We start from the raw sequence: 23063 nt of genomic DNA on the forward strand, positions 1-23063 counted from the left end.
AAGTCCTGGAAGCGCGCGTCACCTGACGGCGCGCAGCGCGTTGACGATGCCGTACCCGTAGAAGCCATTGACGCGCTTGCCGCCCTCGCACACCGCGTCCTGCGTGCCGTCACCGTCCTGGTCGTACGACTCGGGGCAGGCCGTCCGGTCGGCCTGTGCCTTCATCAGGGCCTGGAGCTGGGCCGGGGACGCCCACGGGTGCTTGGACTTCAGCAGCGCGGCGACGGCGGATGCGTGCGGGGAGGCCATCGAGGTGCCCTGGAGGAAGCCGTACGCGCCGTTCGGCAGGGTCGACAGGATGCGGCCGTCCTTCGAGGGCGTGTCGGGTATCTGGTAGCGCCGGTCGCCACCCGGCGCCGCGACGTCCACGACGCCCTCGCCGTACGTCGAGAAGTACGACTTGACGTTGTCGACGCCCGTCGAGCTCACCGTGACGACACCCGGCAGCTGGTTCGGCACGTCGAAGCACTCGTGCGGGTCGATGGTGCGCTCGACGGGGGTGGAGTCGTCCGGGCTGGAGTCGTCGACGATCGCGTCCGAGGCCAGGTCGTGGTTGGAGTTGCCGGCCGCGGCGACGTTGAGCGTGCCCTTCTTCTGCGCGTACAGCTGCGCCCTGTTGACCGCGTCGACGATGGCGCGCTGGTCGGGGTCGTCCATGCAGTTGTAGAGCCACGGATCGGTGTAGTAGCTGTTGTTCGTGACCTCGACGCCGTGGTCGGCGGCGAACACGAAGGCGCACACCACGCTCTCCGGGTAGAAGAGACCGTTCGCCCGGTCGGTCACGTTGATGCTGGAGACCTTCACACCAGGTGCGACGCCGGCCACGCCGATTCCGTTGCGCGCGGCGGCGATCTCACCCGCGACATGCGTGCCGTGGTAGTCCTCGGCGGTGTACGGCCGCCAGGCGCCCTCGCTGGTGTCGGGCTTGCCGCCCGCGCAGTTGGCGGACTGGGACGCGGAGAAGTTCGGGGCGATGTCGGGGTGGGTGTCGTCCACGCCGGTGTCGATCACGGCGACGGTCACCTTGCGGCTGCCCGGATTGATCCGCGCGGCCTTGTCGGCGCCGATCGCGCGCAGGTCCCACTGGTCGGCCTCCAGGGGCTCGCTCTCGGGCGTCTTCGCCGAGGCGGCCTGCGTGCGCTTGGCCTGAGCGGCCGTCAGGTACTCGACCGCGCCCTCCTCCTTCGTTCCCGCGGCCGCCAGGGGCGCCGTCCGCGTGGCACCCGCCGACTGGACCCCGCGGGCCGTGCGGATGGTGGTGGCGAAGTCGGGGTTCGAGGAGTGGACGACGATCACGCCGATCCGCTCGTACGTGGCCACGACCGAGCCGCCGGCCTTCCCGATCGCCTTCTTCACCGACGCGATCGTGTGACGGTCCACCTTGGTGTTGACGACGTACGCCAGTTGCGGCGCGTCCGCCGTCCGGGTGGCCGACTCCGCCTGCGGGGCCGCCGACGCGGCGGCGGGCAGGAAGCCCAGCGAGGCCGTCAGGGACAGCACGACGGGCACGGCGAGGGCGAGCCGGCGTCTGGAACGCAAGTGAGACATGGGGTCTCCACATCTTCCGGAAACGAAACCGGCCCGAGGCACAGGTGGTGCTCGGGCAGGTACATGACGAGGTGGTGCAGGGCGAAGCTATCCCGCGCTCTCGCTGGCCAGCAACGTTTTGCCGAAACGACTTCGGAAAGAACGGCGCGCGGTTGAACCGGTTCTCGCGTGCCGCCGTGACGTTGGACAAGGAGCGCGAGGACACTCGCCTCCGTCCCTGTTCACAACCGCTTCCGTCATCGCGAGGAGACTCTCCGTGGCCACCGACGCACCGCCCCCCTCGAAAGAGCAACACAAACTCCCCTCACCCGAGGAGTTCAGCGAGGTGCAGGAGAGCGCGGAGTTCGGTGAACTGCGCCGCTCCTACCGCTCCTTCGCCTTCCCGCTGACCATCGCCTTCATCGCCTGGTACCTGCTGTACGTCCTGCTGTCGAACTACGCGGGCGGCTTCATGGGCACCAAGCTGTTCGGCAACATCAACGTCGCCCTGATCCTCGGCGTCGCCCAGTTCGTCACCACGTTCCTCATCGCCTGGTGGTACTCGCGGCACGCCGCCGCGAAGCTCGACCCCAAGGCCGAGGCCATCAAGTCCCGGATGGAGGGCGGCGCATGAGCACCGCACAGCAGACCCTTCTCGCCGCGAACGAGGCCAGCGAGCACCGCCCGCTGATCATCACCCTGTTCGCGCTGTTCGTCCTGGCCACCCTCGGCATCACCATCTGGGCGGGCCGCCAGACCAAGGACGCCGCCGACTTCTACGCGGGCGGACGCCAGTTCAGCGCCTTCCAGAACGGCCTCGCCGTCTCCGGCGACTACATGTCGGCCGCGTCGTTCCTCGGCATCGCCGGCGCGATCGCCATCTTCGGCTACGACGGCTTCCTCTACTCCATCGGCTTCCTGGTCGCCTGGCTGGTCGCCCTGCTCCTGGTGGCCGAGCCGCTGCGCAACTCCGGCCGCTACACCATGGGCGACGTGCTCGCGTACCGCATGCGCCAGCGCCCGGTCCGCACCGCCGCCGGTACGTCCACGATCGTCGTGTCGATCTTCTACCTGCTGGCCCAGATGGCCGGTGCGGGCGTCCTCGTCTCGCTGCTGCTCGGCATCACCTCCGACGCCGGCAAGATCCTGATCGTCGCCCTCGTCGGCGTCCTGATGATCGTCTACGTCTCCATCGGCGGTATGAAGGGCACCACCTGGGTCCAGATGGTCAAGGCCGTGCTGCTCATCGGCGGCACGATCCTCATCACGTTCCTGGTGCTGCTGAAGTTCAACTTCAACATCTCCGAGCTGCTCGGCACGGCCGCCGAGAACAGCGGCAAGGGCGCCGCCTTCCTGGAGCCCGGCCTGCAGTACGGCGCGACCGGCACCTCCAAGCTGGACTTCATCTCCCTCGGCATCGCCCTGGTGCTCGGCACCGCCGGTCTGCCGCACATCCTGATCCGCTTCTACACGGTGCCCGACGCCAAGGCCGCCCGTAAGTCCGTGAACTGGGCCATCGGCATCATCGGCGGCTTCTACCTGATGACGATCGCGCTCGGCTTCGGCGCCGCCGCGCTCATCTCGCAGGAAGAGATCATCGCGTCCAACCCGTCCGGCAACACGGCGGCACCCCTGCTCGCCCTGCACCTGGGCGGTGTCGACTCGACCTGGGGCGCGATCCTGCTCGCCACGATCTCGGCGGTGGCCTTCGCGACGATCCTCGCCGTCGTCGCCGGCCTCACCCTCGCCTCGTCGTCGTCCTTCGCGCACGACATCTACGCCAACGTCATCCGCAAGGGGAAGGCCTCCGGCGCCGAGGAGGTCCGCGCGGCCCGCTGGGCGACCCTCTTCATCGGCGTCGTCTCCATCGGCCTGGGCGCCCTGGCCCGCGACCTGAACGTGGCCGGCCTGGTCGCGCTCGCCTTCGCCGTCGCCGCCTCCGCCAACCTGCCGACGATCCTCTACAGCCTGTTCTGGAAGCGGTTCACCACCCAGGGCGCCCTGTGGTCGATCTACGGCGGTCTGATCGTCGCCGTCGGCCTGGTGCTGTTCTCGCCCGTCGTCTCCGGCGACCCCAAGGCGATGTTCCCCGAGGTCGACTTCGCCTGGTTCCCGCTGAAGAACCCGGGCATCATCTCCATCCCGTTCGGCTTCCTCATGGGCTGGCTCGGCACGGTCCTGTCCAAGGAAGAGCCGGACGTCAAGAAGTACGCCGAGCTGGAGGTCCGGTCCCTGACCGGCACCGGCGCCCACTGAGCACCGACCCCCTCGCGCGGCCGCGTCGTAGGAACCTCCAGGTCCCTGCGGCGCGGCCGCGTCCCGCGTCATGGGATCGGGTCTGTGGGGATGTCAGTGGGGTCACGTAGGCTTTCAGGTGTCGGAGAAGAAGCGCTCCGGGCATGATCCACGTCGAGGGAGGGGGCCCACGTGCTCATCGACACCTACGGCCGAGTGGCCACCGACCTGAGGGTCTCGCTGACCGACCGGTGCAATCTGCGCTGTACGTACTGCATGCCCGAGGAGGGCCTGCAGTGGCTGGCCAAGCCGGACCTGCTCAACGACGACGAGATCGTCCGCCTGATCGACATCGCGGTCACCTCCCTCGGCATCGAGGAGGTCCGCTTCACCGGCGGGGAGCCCCTGCTGCGCCCCGGCCTGGTCGGCATCGTCGAGCGCGTCGCGGCGCTCGAACCGCGCCCGCAGATGTCCCTCACGACCAACGGCATCGGCCTCAAGCGCACCGCGGCGGCCCTGAAGGCGGCAGGCCTGGACCGGGTCAACGTCTCCCTCGACACGCTCCGCCCGGACGTCTTCAAGACCCTCACCCGCCGCGACCGCCACAAGGACGTCATCGAGGGCCTGCACGCCGCGCGCGACGCGGACCTCACCCCGGTCAAGGTCAACTCGGTCCTGATGCCGGGACTCAACGACGACGAGGCCCCCGACCTGCTCGCCTGGGCCGTGGAGCACGACTACGAGCTGCGCTTCATCGAGCAGATGCCCCTGGACGCCCAGCACGGCTGGAAGCGCGACGGCATGATCACCGCGGGCGACATCCTGACCTCCCTGCGCACGCGCTTCGAGCTGACCCCCGAGGGCGACGAGGCGCGAGGCTCGGCACCGGCGGAGCGCTGGCTGGTCGACGGCGGTCCGCATGTCGTCGGCGTGATCGCCTCCGTCACCCGCCCCTTCTGCGCGGCCTGCGACCGCACCCGCCTCACCGCCGACGGCCAGGTACGCACGTGCTTGTTCGCCCAGGAGGAGACGGACCTGCGCGCCGCCCTGCGCTCCGGCGCCCCGGACGAGGAGATCGCCCGCATCTGGCGCCTGGCGATGTGGGGCAAGAAGGCGGGAGCGGGCCTGGACGACCCGACGTTCGTGCAGCCGGACCGGCCCATGTCAGCGATCGGTGGTTAGCGGATCGCCCTCAGGGGCGGTCGGTCTCTTCCCACTCCTTGAGAAGAACCACGTCCTTCAAAAACCCCCGCACCCCGAGGAACTGCGACAGATGCTCGCGATGCTCCTCGCAGGCCAGCCACGTCTTGCGCCGCTCCGGCGTATGGATCTTGGGGTTGTTCCACGCCAGCACCCACACGGCATCCGTACGGCAGCCCTTCGCGGAACAGATGGGCGTCTCGTCACTCACAGCTTCGTCTCACCACTGCACACAGAAAAGGCGACGCCGAGCAGCCACGGGGGGAGCTGCCCGGCGTCGGTCCGTCGCTCCGACGGGGGATGCGGAGCGCGTACGAAGTATGTCACGGGTAACCCCGAGCCCGGCACCTGAACTACATGATTGATCTGAGCTTTTCTTGAGCTTGGCGGGAAGGTGACGCCCTCGCCGACCCGCCCCCGAGCGCCCCTACCGCTCCTGCGACTCGGCCCGTGCCCCCGGCACCGTCCCGGACACGGCGTCTTCCGCGACGGATTCCGCGGGGGATTCCGCGGGGCCGTCCTGCGTCTTGGGCGGCGCGATCATCGGCCGCAGCGGAGGCACCACGAACGTGGACGGCAGAGACGGCGCGTTTTCGCGCCCGGCGTTCGCGATCACCACCGCGATGTACGGCAGCACCAGCCCGAGGACCAACGCCACGACGGCGACGTGCCGTTCGACGTTCCACAGCGTGGCTGCGAGGATCACGGAGATCGTGCGGACCGTCATCGAGATCACATACCGGCGCTGCCGCCCGCGGACGTCGTCCTGAAGCCCTGCCCGGGCGCCGGTGATCCGGAAAACCTGGACGTGTCCGCCGCCATGCTGCTTCCGCATCGCATTCCACCATCCGCCCGTATCGCACGCTCCCCGCCCCGTAGCCGCCCTCGGCCGGTCGGGGACCCTGCCCAGGGCAGCTTCCACGTTACGCCGCGCCTGCGTCGGCTACGAGACCGGGGCCGGTCCGGCCCGGGCGAAGGGCCTGGGCCGTGATATGTACGGCCGGCCCCGGCATGCGGCGTAGGGCACCTGGGCCGACACTGGGCGTAGTGCTCACGTCGAGCCGTACGAGGAGGCAGCGATGGGCTGGTTGTGGGCGATCATCGTGGGACTGGTACTCGGTCTGCTCGCCAAGGCGATCATTCCGGGCAAGCAGCACATCCCCCTGTGGCTGACCGTCATCCTGGGCATCATCGGCGGCATCGCCGGCAACGTGATCGCCCGGGCGGCCGGTGTCGACGCCACAGCGGGCATCGACTGGTGGCGGCATGTCTTCCAACTGGCGATGGCGATCATCCTCGTCGGTCTCGGCGACCGGGCTTGGACGGCGGCCAGGGGAGACAGGCGAAGGGCATGACGAGGCAGACGAGGTAACAACGGGGCAACAGGAGAAGAGGGGGGCGGCCTCCGGCACCGGAGACCGCCCCCCTCCCTCGCGTCCTGACGCGCTCAGGCGCCGGTGACCTCCACCGCCGCCAGGTTCTTCTTGCCCCGGCGCAGCACCAGCCAGCGGCCCTGCAGCAGGTCCTCCTTGGCCGGGACCGCGTCCTCGCCGGCGACCTTGACGTTGTTCACGTAGGCACCGCCCTCCTTGACCGTGCGCCGCGCGGCCGACTTGCTGGCCACCAGGCCGACCTCGGCGAACAGGTCGACGACCGGACCGAGCTCGGCGACCTGGATGTGCGGCACCTCCGACAGGGCCGCGGCCAGCGTCCGCTCGTCGAGCTCCGCCAGCTCGCCCTGCCCGAAGAGGGCCTTGGACGCGGCGATCACGGCGGCCGTCTGGCCGGCGCCGTGCACCAGCGTCGTCAGCTCCTCGGCCAGCGCACGCTGCGCGGCCCGGGCCCGCGGACGCTCCTCGGTCTGCTTCTCCAGCTCCTGAAGCTCCTCGCGGGAGCGGAAGGACAGGATGCGCATGTACTTGGAGATGTCCCGGTCGTCCACGTTCAGCCAGAACTGGTAGAAGGCGTACGGCGTCGTCATCTCCGGGTCGAGCCAGACGGCGCCGCCCTCGGTCTTGCCGAACTTGGTGCCGTCCGCCTTGGTCATCAGCGGCGTCGCCATGGCGTGCACCGTGGCGTCCGGCTCCAGGCGGTGGATCAGGTCCAGGCCCGCCGTGAGGTTGCCCCACTGGTCGCTGCCGCCCTGCTGGAGCGTGCAGCCGTACCTCCGGTACAGCTGGAGGAAGTCCATGCCCTGGAGGAGCTGGTAGCTGAACTCCGTGTAGCTGATGCCCTCGGAGGACTCCAGGCGCCGGGCGACGGAGTCCTTGGTCAGCATCTTGTTGACGCGGAAGTGCTTGCCGATGTCGCGGAGGAACTCGATCGCGGAGAGGTTCTCCGTCCAGTCGAGGTTGTTGACCATGACGGCCGCGTTCTCGCCCTCGAAGTCCAGGAACGGCTCGATCTGGCCGCGCAGCTTGTCGACCCAGCCGCGGACCGTCTCCGGGTCGTTCAGCGTGCGCTCCGCGGTCGGACGCGGGTCGCCGATCAGGCCCGTGGCACCGCCGACCAGCGCCAGCGGCCGGTGACCGGCCTGCTGGAGCCGGCGCACGGTCAGCACCTGCACCAGGTGCCCCACGTGCAGCGACGGCGCCGTCGGGTCGAAGCCGCAATAGAACGTGACGGGACCGTCCGCGAGCGCCTTGCGCAAAGCGTCCTCGTCAGTGGACAGGGCGAACAGCCCGCGCCACTTCAGCTCGTCGACGATGTCCGTCACGGTTCTCGTGTCTCCTTGATGATCTTCGGGCAGTCGGGTGACAGCCGACTACGAGGTTATACGCCCTGACTGACAGAGCTCATATTGAAATCCGGGACGCGCAGCGCGGGCATCGCGGCCCTGGTGAACCAGTCGCTCCACTCCCTGGGCAGCGTCTTCTCGGTGCGCCCGGCCTCCGTGGCCCGGCCGAGGACCCCGACCGGCGACTCGTTGAACCGGAAGTTGTTCACCTCGCCGGTCACCTCGCCGTTCTCGACCAGGTAGACACCGTCCCGGGTCAGACCGGTGAGCAGCAACGTCGCCGGATCGACCTCCCGGATATACCACAGACAGGTCAGCAGCAGCCCGCGCTCGGTGCTCGCGACCATCTCCTCCAGGGAGCGGTCCTCGCCCCCGTCCAGGACCAGGTTCTCGATGCCCGGCGCCACGGGCAGGCCGGTCAGCCCGGCACTGTGCCTGCTGGTCGTCAGGTGCCGCAGCTCGCCGCGGCTCATCCACTCGGTGGCCGTGAGCGGCAGCCCGTTGTCGAACACCGACTGGTCGCCCCCCGAGGAGTGCGCGATCACGAAGGGCGCCGACTGCAGACCCGGCTCGTTCGGGTCGCTGCGCAGCGTCAGCGGCAGTTCGGTCAGCTTCTCGCCGACCCGCGTACCGCCGCCCGGCTTGGAGAACACCGTGCGGCCCTCCATCGCGTCCCGGCCCGAGGCCGACCACATCTGGTAGATCAGCAGGTCCGCGACGGCCGCCGGCGGCAGCAGCGTCTCGTACCGGCCCGCGGGCAGCTCCACACGCCGCTCGGCCCACCCGAGGCGCACGGCCAGCTCCGCGTCCAGCGCCGCCGGGTCGACGTCCTTGAAGTCCCGGGTGGAGCGACCGGCCCAGGCGGACCGGGTCCGGTCCGGCGACTTCGCGTTCAGCTCCAGCGTCCCGTTCGGCTGGTCGTGCCGCAGCCGCAGCCCCGTGGACGTCCCCACATACGTCGACACCAGCTCGTGGTTGGCGAAGCCGTACAGCTCCCGGCCGCCCGCACGCGCGCGTGCGAAGGCCTCGCCGAGCGCCGGAGCGAAGTCGGCGAACACGGCGGAGGAGGTCTCGGCGGGCGCCTCCGTGAACTCCGGCGCCTGCGCCACCCCCGTCACCAGCGGCTGCGCGTCCTCGGCGGGCCCGGCGCCGCGCGCGGCGGCCTCGGCGGCCCGCACCAGGGGCTCCAGCTCGTCGGCCGTCACGGCGGCCCGCGACACGACCCCCGAGGCCGTGCCCTCCTTGCCGTCGACCGTGGCGACGACGGTGAGCGTGCGGCCGCGCGTGACCCCGTTGGTGGTCAGCGCGTTGCCCGCCCAGCGCAGGTTGGCGGAGGACTGCTCGTCGGCGATGACGACACACCCGTCCGCCCGGGACAGGTCGAGGGCCCGCTCGACGACCTCGTGCGGCTTGCTGGTTCGCGCGCTCATCGACCGGCCTCCTGGGTCGTGTTCAGACTGTGCTTTCCCGGGGGATAACCCCCGGACCCCCAGCCGATCCCGTAGCTGACGTTCACCGACCGGCCTCCTGGGTCGTGTTCAGAATGTTGACGCCCTTGAACAGGGCCGACGGGCAGCCGTGCGACACGGCCGCGACCTGGCCCGGCTGGGCCTTGCCGCAGTTGAAGGCGCCGCCCAGGACGTAGGTCTGCGGACCGCCCACCGCGGCCATCGAGCCCCAGAAGTCGGTCGTCGTCGCCTGGTAGGCCACGTCCCGCAGCTGGCCTGCGAGCCGCCCGTTCTCGATGCGGTGGAAACGCTGCCCGGTGAACTGGAAGTTGTACCTCTGCATGTCGATCGACCAGGACCGGTCGCCGACGACGTAGATGCCCCGCTCCACGCCCCCGATCAGGTCCTCGGTGGACATCCCGGCCGGGTCCGGCCGCAACGACACGTTGGCCATGCGCTGCACCGGCACGTGCCCGGGGGAGTCGGCGTAGGCACATCCGTTGGACCGCTCGAAGCCGGTCAGTCTCGCGATCCGCCGGTCCAGCTGGTAGCCGACGAGGGTGCCGTTCTTCACCAGGTCCCAGGACTGCGCCGCGACGCCCTCGTCGTCGTACCCGATGGTGGCGAGCCCGTGCTCGGCGGTGCGGTCGCCGGTGACGTTCATCAGCTCCGAGCCGTAACGCAGCTTGTTCAGCTGGTCGAAGGTCGCGAAGGAGGTGCCGGCGTAGGCGGCCTCGTAACCGAGCGCCCGGTCCAGCTCGGTGGCGTGCCCGATGGACTCGTGGATGGTCAGCCACAGGTTGGACGGGTCGACGACCAGGTCGTACAGGCCCGCCTCGACGCTCGGCGCCCGCATCTTCTCGGCGAGCAGCTCCGGGATCTGCTCCAGTTCGCCGTCCCAGTCCCAGCCGGTGCCCCGCAGATACTCCCAGCCGCGTCCCACGGGCGGCGCGAGGGTGCGCATCGAGTCGAACTCGCCGCTCGACTCGTCCACCGACACGGCGTTGAACACCGGGTGCAGCCGCACCCGCTGCTGCGTGGTCACGGTCCCGGCGGTGTCCGCGTAGAACTTGTTCTCGTGGACGGTGAGCAGCGAGGCATCCACATGGTCGACCCCGTCGGCCGCCAGCAGCCGCGCGCTCCAGTCCCCGATCAGCCCGGCCTTCTCCTCGTCGGGCACGGTGAACGGATCGATCTCGTACGACGAGATCCAGGTCTTGTCGGCGTGCACGGGCTCGTCGGCCAGCTCGACGCGCTCGTCGGACCCGGCCGCCTTGATCACTTGCGCCGAGAGCTTCGCCATGGCCACCGCCTGGGAGGCCACCTTGGCGGCGGCGTCCAGAGTGAGATCCACCCCAGAGGCGAAGCCCCACGTGCCGCCGTGCACGACGCGCACCGCGTACCCGAGGTCGGTGGTGTCCGACGACCCGGCGGGCTTGGCGTCCCGGAACCGCCAGGAGGCGCTGCGCACCCGCTCGAACCGGAAGTCCGCGTGCTCGGCGCCCAGCGCACGCGCGCGTGCGAGGGCCGCGTCGGCGAGGGCGCGTAGGGGGAGGGCCGTGAAGGCCTCGTCGATGGTATGAGGCACCGCCGTCTCTTTCTGTCGGGGTGAGGGTGGTCGCCGTACTTCGTGACTGCTCCGATCATGTCGTCTCGGCCCGCGCGCGGGCCACGAGTTTCGTGACCCGGTCGCGCGGGGTTTCTGTAGGGACCCGACAGTGAGTCCCGTACGCCACTGTCGGTGCCCGATTGTCCGCGGGCCTGCCCGGACCGATAGGTTTTCGGGGAAGCCGCCTGTCATCGCCGCCTGTCGTCCAGGCGCCCGGGCGGGGTATCAGACCGCTATCGAAAGGGTGATCCGTTGAGCCGCTCGGTTCTCGTCACCGGAGGCAACCGGGGCATCGGCCTCGCCATCGCCCGCGCTTTCGCCGATGCCGGCGACAAGGTCGCCATCACGTACCGCTCGGGTGAGCCCCCTGCGGGCTTCCTCGCCGTCAAGTGCGACATCACCGACGCCGAGCAGGTGGAGCAGGCCTACAAGGAGATCGAGGAGGCCCACGGCCCCGTCGAGGTCCTCGTCGCCAACGCCGGTGTCACCAAGGACCAGCTTCTGATGCGCATGTCCGAGGAGGACTTCACGTCCGTCCTCGACACCAACCTCACCGGCACCTTCCGTGTGGTCAAGCGCGCCAACCGCGGCATGCTGCGCGCCAAGAAGGGCCGCGTCGTCCTGATCTCGTCGGTCGTCGGGCTGCTCGGCTCCGCGGGGCAGGCCAACTACGCCGCCTCCAAGGCCGGCCTCGTCGGCTTCGCGCGCTCCCTCGCCCGTGAGCTGGGCTCGCGGAACATCACCTTCAACGTCGTCGCGCCCGGCTTCGTCGAGACCGACATGACCGCGGTGCTCTCCGACGAGCAGCGCACCGGCATCGTGAAGCAGGTCCCGCTCGGCCGGTACGCGCAGCCGGAGGAGATCGCCGCGACGGTGCGGTTCCTCGCCTCGGACGACGCCTCGTACATCACTGGAGCCGTCATTCCCGTTGACGGCGGACTGGGAATGGGTCACTGATCACCATGAGCGGAATTCTCGAGGGCAAGCGCGTCCTGATCACCGGTGTGCTGATGGAGTCCTCCATCGCCTTCCACGCCGCCAAGCTGGCCCAGGAGCAGGGCGCCGAGATCATCCTGACCGCGTTCCCGCGGCCCACGCTGACCGAGCGCATCGCCAGGAAGCTCCCCAAGCCCACCAAGGTCATCGAGCTCGACGTGACGAACGACGAGCACCTCGGGCGCCTGGCCGACATCGTCGGCGAGGAGCTCGGCGGTCTTGACGGCGTCGTCCACTCGATCGGCTTCGCCCCGCAGGACGCCCTCGGCGGCAACTTCCTCAACACGCCGTTCGAGTCGGTCGCCACGGCCATGCACGTCTCGGCGTACTCCCTGAAGTCGCTCACCATGGCATGCCTCCCGCTGATGCAGAACGGCGGCTCCGTCGTCGGTCTGACGTTCGACGCGCAGTACGCCTGGCCGCAGTACGACTGGATGGGCCCGGCCAAGGCCGCCCTGGAGGCGACCAGCCGCTACATGGCCCGTGACCTGGGCAAGCAGAACATCCGCTGCAACCTGATCTCGGCGGGTCCGATCGGTTCCATGGCCGCGAAGTCCATTCCGGGCTTCGGCGAGCTGGCCTCCGTGTGGGATTCCCGCTCCCCGCTGGAGTGGGACCTGAAGGACCCCGAGCCGGCCGGCCGCGGCATCGTCGCGCTGCTGAGCGACTGGTTCCCGAAGACCACCGGCGAGATCATCCACGTGGACGGCGGTCTGCACGCCATCGGAGCCTGATCTCCCGTACGGAGTCCGATCTCCCCGTACGTCGTCGCCGCCCCGTTTCCCGCAGCGCGCGGGGAGCGGGGCGTCACTCGTTCGGCTCATCCGGCCGGGCGGAGGAGGCGCACAACTGGGCACCCTGGAGTACGCGTTCACCACGCGAGCCCCTCCCCAGCACGGCCGAGGAGGTCCCCTTGTGCGCTTGTCCCGCCGAACGGCCTCACTGTCCCTCGCCGTCGCCCTCGTCCTGACCCTGGCGTACGAAGCCGTGTCTCACGCGCGCGTGCCCGCCGACCACCACGAGTCGGCCAGTCCCTTCGGCGCCGCGTGCCGCATCCGCGTCACCGGCTCCAAGGTGACCGTGTACTGCCACAACCCGTACCCCGAGGCCGACCGCGTGAGCCTGCACGTCGAGTGCGCCCGCTGGTGGGACATCGACACCGACAGCTCCCCGGTGGAGACCGGGCCCGCGCAGACCGTGCGGCTGACGGGACGTTGCTGGAAGGAAGTCGGCGACGTGTGGATCAGTCACCGGCGGGCGGGCTGAAACCGCCCAGGCGGCACTGGAACGGATAGCGGGCGGCCTCCGCCGCCGCCTGCGCCGCGTCGCCCGTGCGGATCGCGTCGAGCAGCCGCGCGTGCTCCATGTACGTCTCCGGCGTCAGCTCCTCACCGACGTCCTCGCGCAGCCAGTCCCGCAGCACTTCGCCCAGATCCGCGTACATGGCGGTCATCACGTCGTTGTGGGAGGCGGACACCACGGCCAGGTGGAAGGTCGCGTCCGCCGTCACGAACGCCTCCGCGTCACCCGACTCCCAGGCCTCCTCACGCCGCCGCAGCAGCGCGTCGAGCTGCTTGAGGTCCTTCTCGGTGCGCCGCTCGGCGGCCAGCCTGGCCGCGGCCGACTCCAGCGTGGACCGCAGCTCGGCGATGTGCCGGGGGTCGGCGCCGGCGAACCGCCGCTGCATCACCCCCGCCAGCTCGCTCGTCGCCACGACATACGTGCCGGAGCCCTGGCGGATGTCCAGCAGTCCGTTGTGCGACAGGGCGCGGACGGCCTCACGGACCGTGTTGCGGGCGACGCCCAGCTGCTCGACCAGCTCGGGCTCGGTCGGGATGCGGGAGCCGACCGGCCACTCGCCGGACGTGATCTGGGCACGCAGGGCGGCGATGACCTGCTCGGAGAGCGCCGAACGTCGGGGATGGCTCAGAGGCATGGCACACCTTCGCACGACCGGGGCGCCGGAGTGCGGCCCCGGAGGGAACGGAGTGGACAGTCAATCATCCTATGATTCTATGATGGGCCGCATGGCTAGCGAGGAAACCCGGACGATGACGCCCCCGACCGTACGCAGCTCGGCCGCGCACGAGGCCCGGGAACCCGGCGGCACCGCCACGCGTGCGTGGACGATGCGGCTGCTCGTCCTCGGCATCGTGCTGTCCGCGCTGAACCTCCGCCCCGCCATCACCAGCCTCGGCGCCCTCCTGAAGGAGGTCCGCGACGGGCTCGGCATGAGCGGCAGCGTGGCCGGGCTGCTCACCTCCGTGCCGCCGCTGTGCTTCGCCGTCTTCGGCGTCATGGCCCCGCGGCTCGTCCGCCGCTTCGGAGCCGGTGCCGTGGTGTGCGCCGGCATGGCCGCCATCGCCACCGGCCTGGCGATCCGGCCTTACGCCGGCGGCACGGCCGGCTTCCTGGCCGCCAGCGCCCTCGCCCTCATGGGCATCGCCGTCAGCAACGTCCTGATGCCGGTCATCGTCAAGCACTGGTTCCCCGACCGCGTCGGCTCCATGACCGGCCTGTACTCCATGGCGCTCGCCCTGGGCACGGCCCTCGCGGCCGCGGTCACGGTGCCCCTGACCGACGCCCTGGGCGGCAGCTGGCAGTCGGGCCTCGCCCTGTGGGCGGGACTGGCCGCGGCGGCTGTGCTGCCGTGGCTGCCGTTCGTACGGGGGCGTGCGACGGGCACGGCCGCGTCCGGGCCGGGGGAGGCGGCAGGAGTCGCGTCCGGGCCGGGGGAGGCGGCAGGAGTCGCGTCCGGGCCGGGGGAGGCGGCAGGAGTCGCGTCCGGGCCGGGGGAGTGGAGCCGGGGCTCGGAGACAGGGCCGGGCGAGCGGGCGGTGGGCCCGGAGACCGGTCAGGGGGAGCGGGCCGTGCGCCCGGAGGTCGGCGGCGACGGGTCGGTGTGGGCTCCGGAGGCCGACGGTGACGGGCCGGCGTGGGCTCCGGAGGCAGACGGCGGCCGGGTGGCGTGGGCTCCGGAGGTCAGCGGTGACCGGCTGGCGTGGGACTTCGAGGCCGACGGTGACGGGCCGGCGTGGGCTCCGGAGGCAGAAGGCGGCCGGGTGGCGTGGGCTCCGGAGGTCGGCGGTGACCGGCTGGCGTGGGACCCCGAGGCCGACGGTGACGGGTCGGTGTGGGCTCCGGAGGCAGACGGCGGCCGGGTGGCGTGGGCTCCGGAGGTCGGCGGTGACCGGCTGGCGTGGGACCCCGAGGCCGACGGCGACCGGCCTGCGCGGGACCGGGAGAAGCCGGGCTCGGCTGCCGTCGGGTCCGCAGCCGGGGAGGCGCCGCGGCTGCGGATCACCCGGAGCCGTACCGCCTGGGCCCTGGCCGTCTTCTTCGGGCTCCAGGCCACCGCCGCCTACATCACCATGGGCTGGATGGCGCAGATCTTCCGGGACGCCGGCGTGCCCGCGGGTACCGCGGGGCTGCTGCTCGCGGTCACCATGGTGATGGGCGTGCCCCTGGCCTTCGTCATACCGCGCCTGGCCACACGGCTGCCGCACCAGGGCCCGATCGTGCTCGCCCTGGGCGTCTGCGGCCTCGCCGGCTACGCCGGGCTGTACCTCGCGCCGGCCGCCGGCGCCTGGGCATGGGCCCTGCTGCTCGGCGTCGCCAACTGTGCCTTCCCGCTCGCCCTCACCATGGTCGGCATGCGGGCCAGGACCGGCCCGGGCGTGGCCCAGCTGTCGGCGTTCGCGCAGAGCACCGGCTATCTGATCTCCATCCCGGGGCCGCTCCTGGTGGGCGTCCTCTACCAGCACAGCGGCGGCTGGGGCCTGCCGATCGCGCTGATGAGCGCCCTGATGATCCCGCAGATGGCGGTCGGCTTCCTGGCGGGCCGGGACCGCACGGTGGAGGAGGAGGCGGGCCGCTGAGCCCACCCCGGAGCCTTTGGTCTCGCCCCGGGGCAGCCGTTGGTCTCACCCCGGGGCGCCCGGTGCCCGCGGCGGGTGCGAGACTTGCCCCATGCCAGTGCTCGACCCGAATCCCCAGCACGGTCAGAAGAAGATGCTGCTCGTGTTCGGCGCCTTCTTCGCGATCTTCATCATCATCGGCGTCATCGCGACCATCGCCTCGCCGTGACCGGCCTCCGCCCCGCCATCACCGGGCTCCGCCCCGTCCATGGTGGGGCTGGCCCCCTGTCCCCTAGGGGGTGAGGGTCAGGGTCAAGTGGGTGGATCTCCGGATGGGCCGGCCGCCCCGGATTCCGTAACTTCGACGTGTGACCGCGAGACGCGGGCCACGGACCATCCGAAGAAGCGGAGGCACCCATGCCGGCTCCTACGCACACCCGGCCCCATCCGGCGGCCCGGGCCGGCGCCGGCAGCAGGCTGCCCTGGTGGGCCCTCGCCCTGCCCACGCTCGCCTTCGTCGCGCTGCTCGTGCTGATCCTTAACCCGTCGGATGCCCAGGCGGCCGGCGGTGACCCCGTGATCACCCACCTCTTCGAGCGGGCCCGGCAGCTGATAGCCCGCTGAGCACGGCAGAAGCCGGTGGTCAACTCCCTGCGCCCCATGGCCTGTTTCGTGCGAAGCTGGATCTTATGAGCGTCGCAGAACCCCGCACGATTGTCCTCTTCCGCCATGCGAAAGCCGACTGGCCACAGGTGAGCGATCATGAGCGTCCGCTCGCCGACCGGGGCCGAAAAGAAGCGGCGGAGGCCGGGCGCAGGCTGGCCGACACCGGCATCGCCTTCGACCTGGCCCTGTGCTCCACCGCGGTCCGGACCAGGGAGACCTGGAAGCTCGCCGTCCAGGAGTTCCCGCAGCGACCGAAAACCGTCTACGAGGAGCGGATCTACGATGCCTCGCCGGGCGAACTGATCGCCGTGCTCAACGAGACCCCCGACGACGCGCAGAACATCCTCGTGATCGGCCACAACCCGGCCATCCAGGGCCTCGCCGACATCCTGGGGGGCACGGCCGAGGGCGATGCCCGCGACCGGATGAGCCGCCGCGGGTTCCCGGCCGCCGCCTTCGCCCTGTTGTCCTTCACGGGCTCGTGGAAGAGCCTTGAGCCGGGCGTGGCCACGCTGCGGGACTACTGGGCGCCGACCGAGTGACCGACTCCACGACCGACTCGGCGTGAGTGGGGCCCGGCACCGGTGCGGTGCCGGGCTCGCCTGGCGGGGTGCGGCCCGTGTCGCCGATTCAGGCCGTGTCGAGCGTGTCCGCCGCCTCGACCTCTTCACGCGTGATGCCCAGCAGGTACAGCACGGTGTCCAGGAAGGGGAAGCTCACGGCCGTGTGCGCGGCCTGGCGCACCACCGGCTTGGCGTTGAAGGCGACGCCCAGACCCGCCGCGTTCAGCATGTCCAGGTCGTTGGCACCGTCACCGATCGCCACGGTCTGCGACAGCGGCACACCCGCCTCGGCGGCGAACCGGCGCAGCAGCCGGGCCTTGCCGGCCCGGTCGACGATCTCGCCCGTGACCTTGCCCGTCAGCTTCCCGTCGACGATCTCCAGCGTGTTGGCATGGGCGAAGTCCAGCCCGAGCCGCTCCTTGAGATCGTCGGTGACCTGGGTGAAGCCGCCGGAGACGACGCCGACTTGGAAGCCGAGCCGCTTCAGCGTACGGATCAGGGTGCGGGCGCCCGGCGTCAGCCGCACCTCGCTGCGCACCTTGTCCACGACTGAGGCGTCGAGCCCCTCCAGCAGCGCCACGCGCGCGTGCAGGGACTGCTCGAAGTCCAGCTCGCCGCGCATCGCGGCCGCCGTCACCTCGGCGACCTGGTCCTCGCAGCCGGCGTGCGCGGCGAACAGCTCGATGACCTCGTCCTGGATGAGCGTCGAGTCGACGTCCATCACGACCAGGCGCTGCGCGCGCCGGTACAGACCGGCGGCGACGACCGCCACGTCGATGCCGAGCTTCGCCGCGTCGGGCGCCAGGGCGGTTCGCAGCGGCTCGGTCTCCACGCCGGACACGGCGAACTCGACGGCGGTCACGGGGTACTTGGCGAGACGGAAGATCCGGTCGATGTTGCCGCCGGTCTTCGTGATCCGTGCGGCGATCGCCGCGGTCGCCTCCGCGGTGAGCGGGTGCCCGAGCACGGTGACCAGGGAGCGGCCCAGCCCGCGCGGCCGGTTGTCGCCGAGGCCGGAGATGATCTCCGCCTGCATCTTCATCGACTCGGCCCAGCTGTGGACGGTCGCCCGCAGGTCGCCCTCGAGCCCCTTGGGCGGCTCGGTCACGAGCGCGCACAGCACCATTCGGCCCCGGGTGACGACCTGCTCGATGTCGACGACGTCGACGGAGTAGGCGGCGAGGGTGTCGAAGAGGCCGGCCGTGATGCCCGGGCGGTCCTTGCCGAAGATCTTGACAAGGAGGGTGGGAACGTCGGAGGACGAGGTCTGCGAAGCGCTCATGGTGGTTCCACCGTATCCGGCGGGCAGGCCGTACCGCCCGTGAGGTCCGCCTGGCGGACAGCGCCCTCCGAGGGGCCTACTTCCCTCCACCCGGTTTCCGGGGCGGCGGCGGGGGAGGGGGTGGCGGAGGCGGTGGCCCGTCGTCCGGCCGGACCGGCGGCGGCCCGGCCGGCCGCGCCACGGTGGGCGCGCCGTACCCGTCCCCGTCCCGGTGAGCAGCGAGGTCACTGTCCGACCGGGGTGCGTGAGATGCCCCGGGTTCGCCGGGGCGCGGGCGCGCGTCCTCCGCTTCTCGCACTTCGTCCGGCACCCGGAGGTACGGATTGGTGTCCGGGTTGGGCGGCCGATACGGCACTCCCGGCGCGTAGGGCCCGGCCCCCTCCCCATCGGACGACACCCGCCCGGAGCCGGACCCACCCCATCCCTGGGACCGCCCGGCGTCGCCGTCGTACCCGGTCGGGCCGGTTCGGGCCCCTGGCCCCGCCGCATATCCGGCATCGGCGCCGGCCCCCGGCCCCGTCGCATGCCCGGCACCGGCACCGGCACCGGCACCAGCAGCGGCACCGGCACCTGGCCCGCCCCATCCCCCGGACCGCCCGGCACCGGCGTCGTCCCCGGCCTCCCCCCGCCTCGCCCCTGGTCCGGCCACCTCCACCCCCCGAGCCAACCGCGCGGCCCGCCGCCCCGCGCCCCCGCTCGCCCACGCGAGCAACGCCCCCGTCGCCCCGGCCCCCGTACCCCACACCGCGCCCAGCAGCAGGGCCATGCCGAGGTGGCCGTGCAGGTCGATGCCCGCACCGAACGCGTCGAAGCCGAGGACGGACAGGGAGGCGGTCACGGACACGTCCGTCAGCCAGGCGAGCAGCGGCAGGGCCAGCGCGGTCACCACCCCCAGCCGCAGCGCACACCGCCCCGCGAAACCGGGCGCGCCCGAACCCCGTACGTCCCCAGGACCGGGCACCGGCGTCCGCACCGCCGTCAACACCCCCGCCAGCAGCATCATCAGGGCCGCCGCCACCCCCAGCAGCCACACCCGCCCGTCCAGCTCCGCCAGCCGCCCCAGCGTCACGGGCTGGTCGGAGCGGACTGTGAGCAGATCGTCCAGGGGGTCCGGCAGGAGGCGGGTCAGTTCACCCGTCGCCCGCCCGTCCCACGGCACGAACAGGCCGATCGGGACTCCCAGCCACACCCCGTTCGGCGCCCCGAGCAGCGTCGCGCCGGCGATGCGCCGGGGATGGTCGTCGCCGGTCGCCGCGTACGCCGCCGCCGCGAGTCCCGCCGCCACCGCGACCAGCAGCACGGTCACCACAGCGGAGACGGCGGGCCGCGCGATCCGGTGCACGGCCTCCCAGCCCCGCGGCAGCGGCGTGCGGCGCGAGGCCAGCAGGGCGATGAGGAGGATCCCGGCCGACCAGCAGGCCCCGCCGAGCAGCGTGGGCGCGGTGTCGACCGTGAATCCGACCGCCGCCCGCGCGCCGACCAGGTCGCCGAGCCGGTCCGGCAGCAACCCCCCGAGGTCCCCGAGACCGGGAATCTCCAGTCCGTCTCCACCGCCCCCGCGCGTCAGGCCGTCCAGGCCCAGCGCACCACCGTCGATCGTGATGACGTCGTGCCCCGCCCACGCCAGCCCGCCCAGCATCGCCACGAACAGCGCGACCACCGTGCCCGCACGCGCGAGGAGTTCGGCCGGCGATATCACAACTCCCGCCGCCCGTAAGGACCGCAGAAAGAAGTACGACAGCAGCACCGCCCCGACCAGGCTCACCCCCAGTGGCGTGAACTCGATGGCCGTGTCCGCCTGCGCACCCGTGAGGCCGAACGCGGACACATCACCGGACGGCGTGACCGAACCGCCCGCCCCAAGGGCCACCACCGCCGCGGTCATCGGCCCCAACGAGCCCGCCGCGTCCGCCTCCAGCAGCCGCAGACCCAGCGCGGCCGTACCCGCCATCCCGATCAACGCCCAGCTCACGGCGGCGACCGCGGACATCAGCACGTCCCCCCACGGCACGCGCGTGCCGTTCCCCGCCGTCCCGACACCTGTACCGGCACTCATGGCAGACCCCCCGATCCGCTGTGCGGCGGGAACACCGCGCATGTCCCCCTCGCGTCGAAATACCACTCTCCGGCCCGTTTTCAACCCCGTCAACGGAATCGGCACATGCCTCCGTACGCGGTCTTCACAAGGCCCGACTTTCGGTCAGGCGGCCGCTACTGAAATAGTTCCTCCCGATGTTCGACATCCCTAGACTCCCCATGTCGGGGGTAACTCGGGGGACAACTCAGTGGGGCATGGAGTGCCGGAACTCGTACTGGAATCAAACGGACGTACCTGGACGCTCGATCCGTCCAGGGCATACACCCTCGGACGTGATCCGCAGGGGGACGTCGTCTTCGACGACGCCAGGGTTTCCTGGCGTCACGCCACGGTCAGCTTCAACGGCCGCAGTTGGGTCATCGAGGACCATGGCAGCACCAACGGCACGTTCGTGCAGGGGCAGCGAATCCATCAGCTGGAACTCGGCCCAGGCTCGGCGGTCAACCTCGGCAACGCGACCGACGGCCCGCGCCTGGACTTCTCCGGTGCCGCCGCCTCCGTCGCCACGCCGCAGGCCCAGCCGCAGCAGCAGCCGTACGCCGCACAGGGCGCGAACCCCGGCTGGGCCCAGCAGGCACCCGCCCAGCAGGCGCCCTACCAGCAGGCCCAGGCCCCGCAGCAGCAGGCCCAGGCCGGCTGGCAGCAGCAGCCGCAACAGCACGCGGCCCACATCCCGCAGCAGCAGGGCCCCGGCGGCGTCGCGGGGGCGCCGCCGGTCTACGGCGACCGCAGCCCGACCACGTTCCACCAGTTCTCCCTGGGCCGCGTGATGCGCATCGGCCGTGCCCTGGAGAACGAGCTGGTCGTCTCCGACCTCCAGGTCTCCCGGCACCACGCCGAGTTCCACTCGACGCCCGACGGGCGCATGGAGATCCGCGACCTGGGCTCGCACAACGGCACGTACGTCAACGGCCAGCCGATCCCCAAGGGCGGCACGCAACTGCTCGGCCCGACCGACGTCGTCGGCGTCGGCCACTCGACGTTCCGGATCGTCGGCGACCGGCTGGAGGAGTTCGTCGACACCGGTGAGGTGTCGTTCTCCGCGCGCCACCTGACCGTCACCGTCGACGGCGGCAAGCAGATCCTCAAGGACGTCTCCTTCGGCGTCCCGGAGAAGTCGCTGATCGCGGTCATCGGCCCGTCCGGGTCCGGCAAGTCCACCCTGCTCAAGGCGCTCACCGGCTACCGCCCGGCCGACCAGGGCGAGGTGCTCTACGACAACCGCAACCTCTACAAGCAGTTCGCCGAGCTGCGCCAGCGCATCGGTCTGGTCCCGCAGGACGACATCCTGCACAAGGAGCTGACCGTCAAGAAGGCCCTCAAGTACGCGGCCAAGCTCCGCTTCCCGGCCGACACCACGGCCGCCGAGCGCGACGCCCGTATCGACGAGGTGCTGCGCGAGCTGAAGCTGGACATCCACAAGGACAAGAAGGTCACGTCCCTGTCCGGCGGCCAGCGCAAGCGCGTCTCGGTCGCCCTGGAACTGCTCACCAAGCCGTCGCTGATCTTCCTGGACGAGCCGACCTCCGGCCTCGACCCGGGCATGGACCGCGATGTCATGCAGCTGCTGCGCGGCCTGGCGGACGACGGCCGTACGGTCCTCGTCGTCACCCACTCCGTGGCGGAGCTGGCGCTGTGCGACAAGCTGCTCGTGATGGCGCCCGGCGGTTCGGTGGCCTACTTCGGCCCGCCCGAGGAGGCGCTGAACTTCTTCGGCTACGACACCTGGGCCGATGTCTTCTCCGCCTTCGAGAACTACCGCGACTACGACTGGGCGGGCCGCTGGAAGGGCTCGCAGCACTACCAGATGTACGCCGCGGACATCGATGCCGTAGCGCCGCAGTCCGTACAGGTTCCGCCGATGCAGGCGATGAAGCCGCCGAAGCCGCAGGGCTGGATGTCCCAGTTCGTCACGCTCGTGCGGCGCTACGTCTCGGTGATCGCGTCCGACAAGGGCTTCCTCGCCCTGATGGTGATCCTGCCGGCCGTGCTCGGCGCGGTGAGCCTGCTCATCGACGCGGACCGGGGCCTGCTGCCCAACCCGGCCAACCCGCAGACCGGCCGGATCATCCCGAACGGCACGGCCACGACGGTCCTGCTGATCCTCGCTGTCGGTGCCTGCTTCGCGGGCGCGGCGAACTCGGTCCGCGAGCTGATCAAGGAACGGGTCATCTACGAGCGGGAGCGGGCGACCGGCCTGTCGCGCTCGGCGTACCTGATGTCGAAGGTGTTCGTGCTCGGCATGATCACCGTCCTCCAGGGCCTGCTGGTCGGCGTCATCGGCTTCTCCAGCCGGGAGATCCCCGAGGAGGGCCTGGTCCTCGGCAGCGCGACCCTCGTCGAGCTCTCCATCCCGATCATGGCGCTGGGCTTCACGTCGATGATGTTCGGCCTGATCATCTCGTCGCTGGTCAAGACCGCCGAGAAGACCATGCCGCTGCTGGTGATGTTCGCGATCATCCAGGTCGTCTTCACGGGCTGCCTGTTCACGCTGCACGGCTCGATCGGCGTCAACCAGTTCTCGTTCCTGATGCCGTCGCGCTGGGCGGTCGCCGCCTCCGGCGCCACGCTGGACTTCAACAAGATCAGCCCGCCCGAGACGGCCGGCGACACCGACCCGCTGTGGGAGCACACGGTCGGGGCCTGGGCCATGGACATGGGCGCGCTCCTCGCCCTCGGCGTGATCTGCGGCTTCTTCGTGGCCCGCTTCCTGCGCCGCCACGAGCCCGAGGTCATGCGCAAGTAGTCACCGGCACGTAGTCACCGCTCCACCGCGCCCGAAGGGCGGCACCCCGTCAGGAGGGTGCCGCCCTTCGGCGTTCGTTCAGCGAAGCAGAGAGGTCCG

The 23063-nt window shown here is 71.0% G+C and carries 21 protein-coding genes; 12 read left to right on the forward strand and 9 right to left on the reverse strand.

Features of this window, described 5'->3' with window-relative positions; genetic code table 11:
* Positions 1-18: 18 nt before the first annotated feature.
* The gene (locus ACFZDA_RS25200; RefSeq protein WP_391085648.1) at positions 19-1548 is read right to left on the reverse strand and encodes a S8 family serine peptidase; all 1530 of its coding nucleotides are present in this window, start codon (positions 1546-1548) and stop codon (positions 19-21) included.
* Positions 1549-1804: 256 nt separating this feature from the next.
* Between ACFZDA_RS25200 and ACFZDA_RS25205 the strand changes: the two genes are divergently transcribed.
* From ACFZDA_RS25205 to moaA, 3 genes are all read left to right on the forward strand, one after another.
* On the forward strand, positions 1805-2161 hold the full coding sequence (locus ACFZDA_RS25205; RefSeq protein WP_391085650.1) for a DUF485 domain-containing protein: 357 nt from the start codon (positions 1805-1807) through the stop codon (positions 2159-2161).
* Positions 2158-3783 carry a cation acetate symporter gene (locus tag ACFZDA_RS25210; RefSeq protein ID WP_391085652.1) on the forward strand — a complete coding sequence of 542 codons (1626 nt, stop codon included), beginning with the start codon at positions 2158-2160 and terminating at the stop codon, positions 3781-3783. The genes ACFZDA_RS25205 and ACFZDA_RS25210 overlap by 4 nt, the downstream gene beginning before the upstream one ends.
* Before the next feature lie 171 nt (positions 3784-3954).
* Positions 3955-4944, forward strand: coding sequence for a GTP 3',8-cyclase MoaA (moaA, locus tag ACFZDA_RS25215; protein ID WP_391085654.1), 990 nt, complete (start codon positions 3955-3957; stop codon positions 4942-4944).
* A 10-nt stretch (positions 4945-4954) separates the two neighbouring features.
* Here the strand turns inward: moaA and ACFZDA_RS25220 are convergent, their stop codons facing one another.
* Both ACFZDA_RS25220 and ACFZDA_RS25225 read right to left on the reverse strand, forming a co-directional pair.
* Complete coding sequence (locus ACFZDA_RS25220; RefSeq protein WP_306968199.1) at positions 4955-5173, reverse strand: hypothetical protein; 219 nt, start codon at positions 5171-5173, stop codon at positions 4955-4957.
* A 216-nt stretch (positions 5174-5389) separates the two neighbouring features.
* On the reverse strand, positions 5390-5797 hold the full coding sequence (locus tag ACFZDA_RS25225) for a DUF3099 domain-containing protein (RefSeq protein WP_391085656.1): 408 nt from the start codon (positions 5795-5797) through the stop codon (positions 5390-5392).
* Between the two features lie 244 nt (positions 5798-6041).
* On the opposite strand from ACFZDA_RS25225, the gene ACFZDA_RS25230 reads away from it, so the two are divergent.
* Positions 6042-6317, forward strand: a complete 276-nt coding sequence (locus ACFZDA_RS25230) for a GlsB/YeaQ/YmgE family stress response membrane protein (RefSeq protein ID WP_391085659.1) — start codon at positions 6042-6044, stop codon at positions 6315-6317.
* Between the two features lie 92 nt (positions 6318-6409).
* Here the strand turns inward: ACFZDA_RS25230 and tyrS are convergent, their stop codons facing one another.
* From tyrS to ACFZDA_RS25245, 3 genes are all read right to left on the reverse strand, one after another.
* A complete protein-coding gene (gene tyrS / locus ACFZDA_RS25235; RefSeq protein ID WP_391085661.1) occupies positions 6410-7678 on the reverse strand; it encodes a tyrosine--tRNA ligase in 1269 nt (422 codons plus the stop codon).
* A gap of 56 nt (positions 7679-7734) precedes the next feature.
* Positions 7735-9129 carry a metallopeptidase TldD-related protein gene (locus ACFZDA_RS25240; protein WP_391085663.1) on the reverse strand — a complete coding sequence of 465 codons (1395 nt, stop codon included), beginning with the start codon at positions 9127-9129 and terminating at the stop codon, positions 7735-7737.
* Between the two features lie 82 nt (positions 9130-9211).
* Complete coding sequence (locus ACFZDA_RS25245) at positions 9212-10735, reverse strand: metallopeptidase TldD-related protein (protein ID WP_391085665.1); 1524 nt, start codon at positions 10733-10735, stop codon at positions 9212-9214.
* Positions 10736-11008: 273 nt separating this feature from the next.
* On the opposite strand from ACFZDA_RS25245, the gene fabG reads away from it, so the two are divergent.
* The 3 genes from fabG to ACFZDA_RS25260 all read left to right on the forward strand — a co-directional run bounded on the left by fabG (position 11009) and on the right by ACFZDA_RS25260 (position 13018).
* Positions 11009-11713 (forward strand): 3-oxoacyl-[acyl-carrier-protein] reductase, encoded by a 705-nt coding sequence (gene fabG / locus ACFZDA_RS25250; RefSeq protein WP_391085667.1) that lies wholly within the window; start codon positions 11009-11011, stop codon positions 11711-11713.
* Positions 11714-11718: 5 nt separating this feature from the next.
* Positions 11719-12486 (forward strand): enoyl-ACP reductase FabI, encoded by a 768-nt coding sequence (fabI, locus tag ACFZDA_RS25255; protein WP_010037733.1) that lies wholly within the window; start codon positions 11719-11721, stop codon positions 12484-12486.
* Between the two features lie 181 nt (positions 12487-12667).
* Complete coding sequence (locus ACFZDA_RS25260) at positions 12668-13018, forward strand: hypothetical protein (RefSeq protein ID WP_391085670.1); 351 nt, start codon at positions 12668-12670, stop codon at positions 13016-13018.
* On the opposite strand, the gene ACFZDA_RS25265 is transcribed toward ACFZDA_RS25260, so the two are convergent.
* Complete coding sequence (locus tag ACFZDA_RS25265; RefSeq protein ID WP_391085672.1) at positions 12996-13688, reverse strand: FCD domain-containing protein; 693 nt, start codon at positions 13686-13688, stop codon at positions 12996-12998. The genes ACFZDA_RS25260 and ACFZDA_RS25265 overlap by 23 nt on opposite strands.
* Before the next feature lie 91 nt (positions 13689-13779).
* Between ACFZDA_RS25265 and ACFZDA_RS25270 the strand changes: the two genes are divergently transcribed.
* From ACFZDA_RS25270 to ACFZDA_RS25285, 4 genes are all read left to right on the forward strand, one after another.
* Positions 13780-15630, forward strand: coding sequence for an MFS transporter (locus ACFZDA_RS25270; RefSeq protein ID WP_391085674.1), 1851 nt, complete (start codon positions 13780-13782; stop codon positions 15628-15630).
* Positions 15631-15721: 91 nt separating this feature from the next.
* Positions 15722-15838, forward strand: a complete 117-nt coding sequence (locus tag ACFZDA_RS25275) for an SGM_5486 family transporter-associated protein (RefSeq protein WP_086012488.1) — start codon at positions 15722-15724, stop codon at positions 15836-15838.
* A 188-nt stretch (positions 15839-16026) separates the two neighbouring features.
* A complete protein-coding gene (locus tag ACFZDA_RS25280) occupies positions 16027-16233 on the forward strand; it encodes a hypothetical protein (RefSeq protein WP_391085676.1) in 207 nt (68 codons plus the stop codon).
* A 65-nt stretch (positions 16234-16298) separates the two neighbouring features.
* Positions 16299-16817 carry a histidine phosphatase family protein gene (locus ACFZDA_RS25285; protein ID WP_391085678.1) on the forward strand — a complete coding sequence of 173 codons (519 nt, stop codon included), beginning with the start codon at positions 16299-16301 and terminating at the stop codon, positions 16815-16817.
* An 88-nt stretch (positions 16818-16905) separates the two neighbouring features.
* Here ACFZDA_RS25285 and serB read toward each other — a convergent pair whose 3' ends face one another.
* Both serB and ACFZDA_RS25295 read right to left on the reverse strand, forming a co-directional pair.
* Positions 16906-18120 (reverse strand): phosphoserine phosphatase SerB, encoded by a 1215-nt coding sequence (gene serB / locus ACFZDA_RS25290; RefSeq protein WP_391085681.1) that lies wholly within the window; start codon positions 18118-18120, stop codon positions 16906-16908.
* Positions 18121-18196: 76 nt separating this feature from the next.
* Entirely contained in the window at positions 18197-20176 is a 1980-nt protein-coding gene (locus ACFZDA_RS25295; protein ID WP_391085683.1) for a streptophobe family protein, read from the reverse strand.
* 241 nt (positions 20177-20417) lie between these two features.
* On the opposite strand from ACFZDA_RS25295, the gene ACFZDA_RS25300 reads away from it, so the two are divergent.
* Positions 20418-22964: an FHA domain-containing protein gene (locus tag ACFZDA_RS25300; protein WP_391085685.1), complete on the forward strand. Its 2547-nt coding sequence runs from the start codon at positions 20418-20420 to the stop codon at positions 22962-22964.
* The last annotated feature ends 99 nt before the right edge of the window (positions 22965-23063 follow it).

The sequence above is a fragment of the Streptomyces sp. NPDC007991 genome, from assembly GCF_042958445.1.
Lineage (GTDB): Bacteria > Actinomycetota > Actinomycetes > Streptomycetales > Streptomycetaceae > Streptomyces.

Bases quoted from the DNA above. Each gene is read 5' to 3' on its own strand.
- ACFZDA_RS25225 (WP_391085656.1), bottom strand. From the start codon at position 5,797: ATGCGGAAGCAGCATGGCGGCGGACACGTCCAGGTTTTCCGGATCACC.
- ACFZDA_RS25265 (WP_391085672.1), bottom strand. From the start codon at position 13,688: ATGCCTCTGAGCCATCCCCGACGTTCGGCGCTCTCCGAGCAGGTCATC.
- ACFZDA_RS25200 (WP_391085648.1), bottom strand. From the start codon at position 1,548: ATGTCTCACTTGCGTTCCAGACGCCGGCTCGCCCTCGCCGTGCCCGTC.
- serB (WP_391085681.1), bottom strand. From the start codon at position 18,120: ATGAGCGCTTCGCAGACCTCGTCCTCCGACGTTCCCACCCTCCTTGTC.
- fabI (WP_010037733.1), top strand. From the start codon at position 11,719: ATGAGCGGAATTCTCGAGGGCAAGCGCGTCCTGATCACCGGTGTGCTG.
- ACFZDA_RS25280 (WP_391085676.1), top strand. From the start codon at position 16,027: ATGCCGGCTCCTACGCACACCCGGCCCCATCCGGCGGCCCGGGCCGGC.
- ACFZDA_RS25240 (WP_391085663.1), bottom strand. From the start codon at position 9,129: ATGAGCGCGCGAACCAGCAAGCCGCACGAGGTCGTCGAGCGGGCCCTC.
- ACFZDA_RS25270 (WP_391085674.1), top strand. From the start codon at position 13,780: ATGGCTAGCGAGGAAACCCGGACGATGACGCCCCCGACCGTACGCAGC.
- ACFZDA_RS25285 (WP_391085678.1), top strand. From the start codon at position 16,299: ATGAGCGTCGCAGAACCCCGCACGATTGTCCTCTTCCGCCATGCGAAA.
- ACFZDA_RS25275 (WP_086012488.1), top strand. From the start codon at position 15,722: ATGCCAGTGCTCGACCCGAATCCCCAGCACGGTCAGAAGAAGATGCTG.
- ACFZDA_RS25295 (WP_391085683.1), bottom strand. From the start codon at position 20,176: ATGAGTGCCGGTACAGGTGTCGGGACGGCGGGGAACGGCACGCGCGTG.
- ACFZDA_RS25230 (WP_391085659.1), top strand. From the start codon at position 6,042: ATGGGCTGGTTGTGGGCGATCATCGTGGGACTGGTACTCGGTCTGCTC.
- ACFZDA_RS25210 (WP_391085652.1), top strand. From the start codon at position 2,158: ATGAGCACCGCACAGCAGACCCTTCTCGCCGCGAACGAGGCCAGCGAG.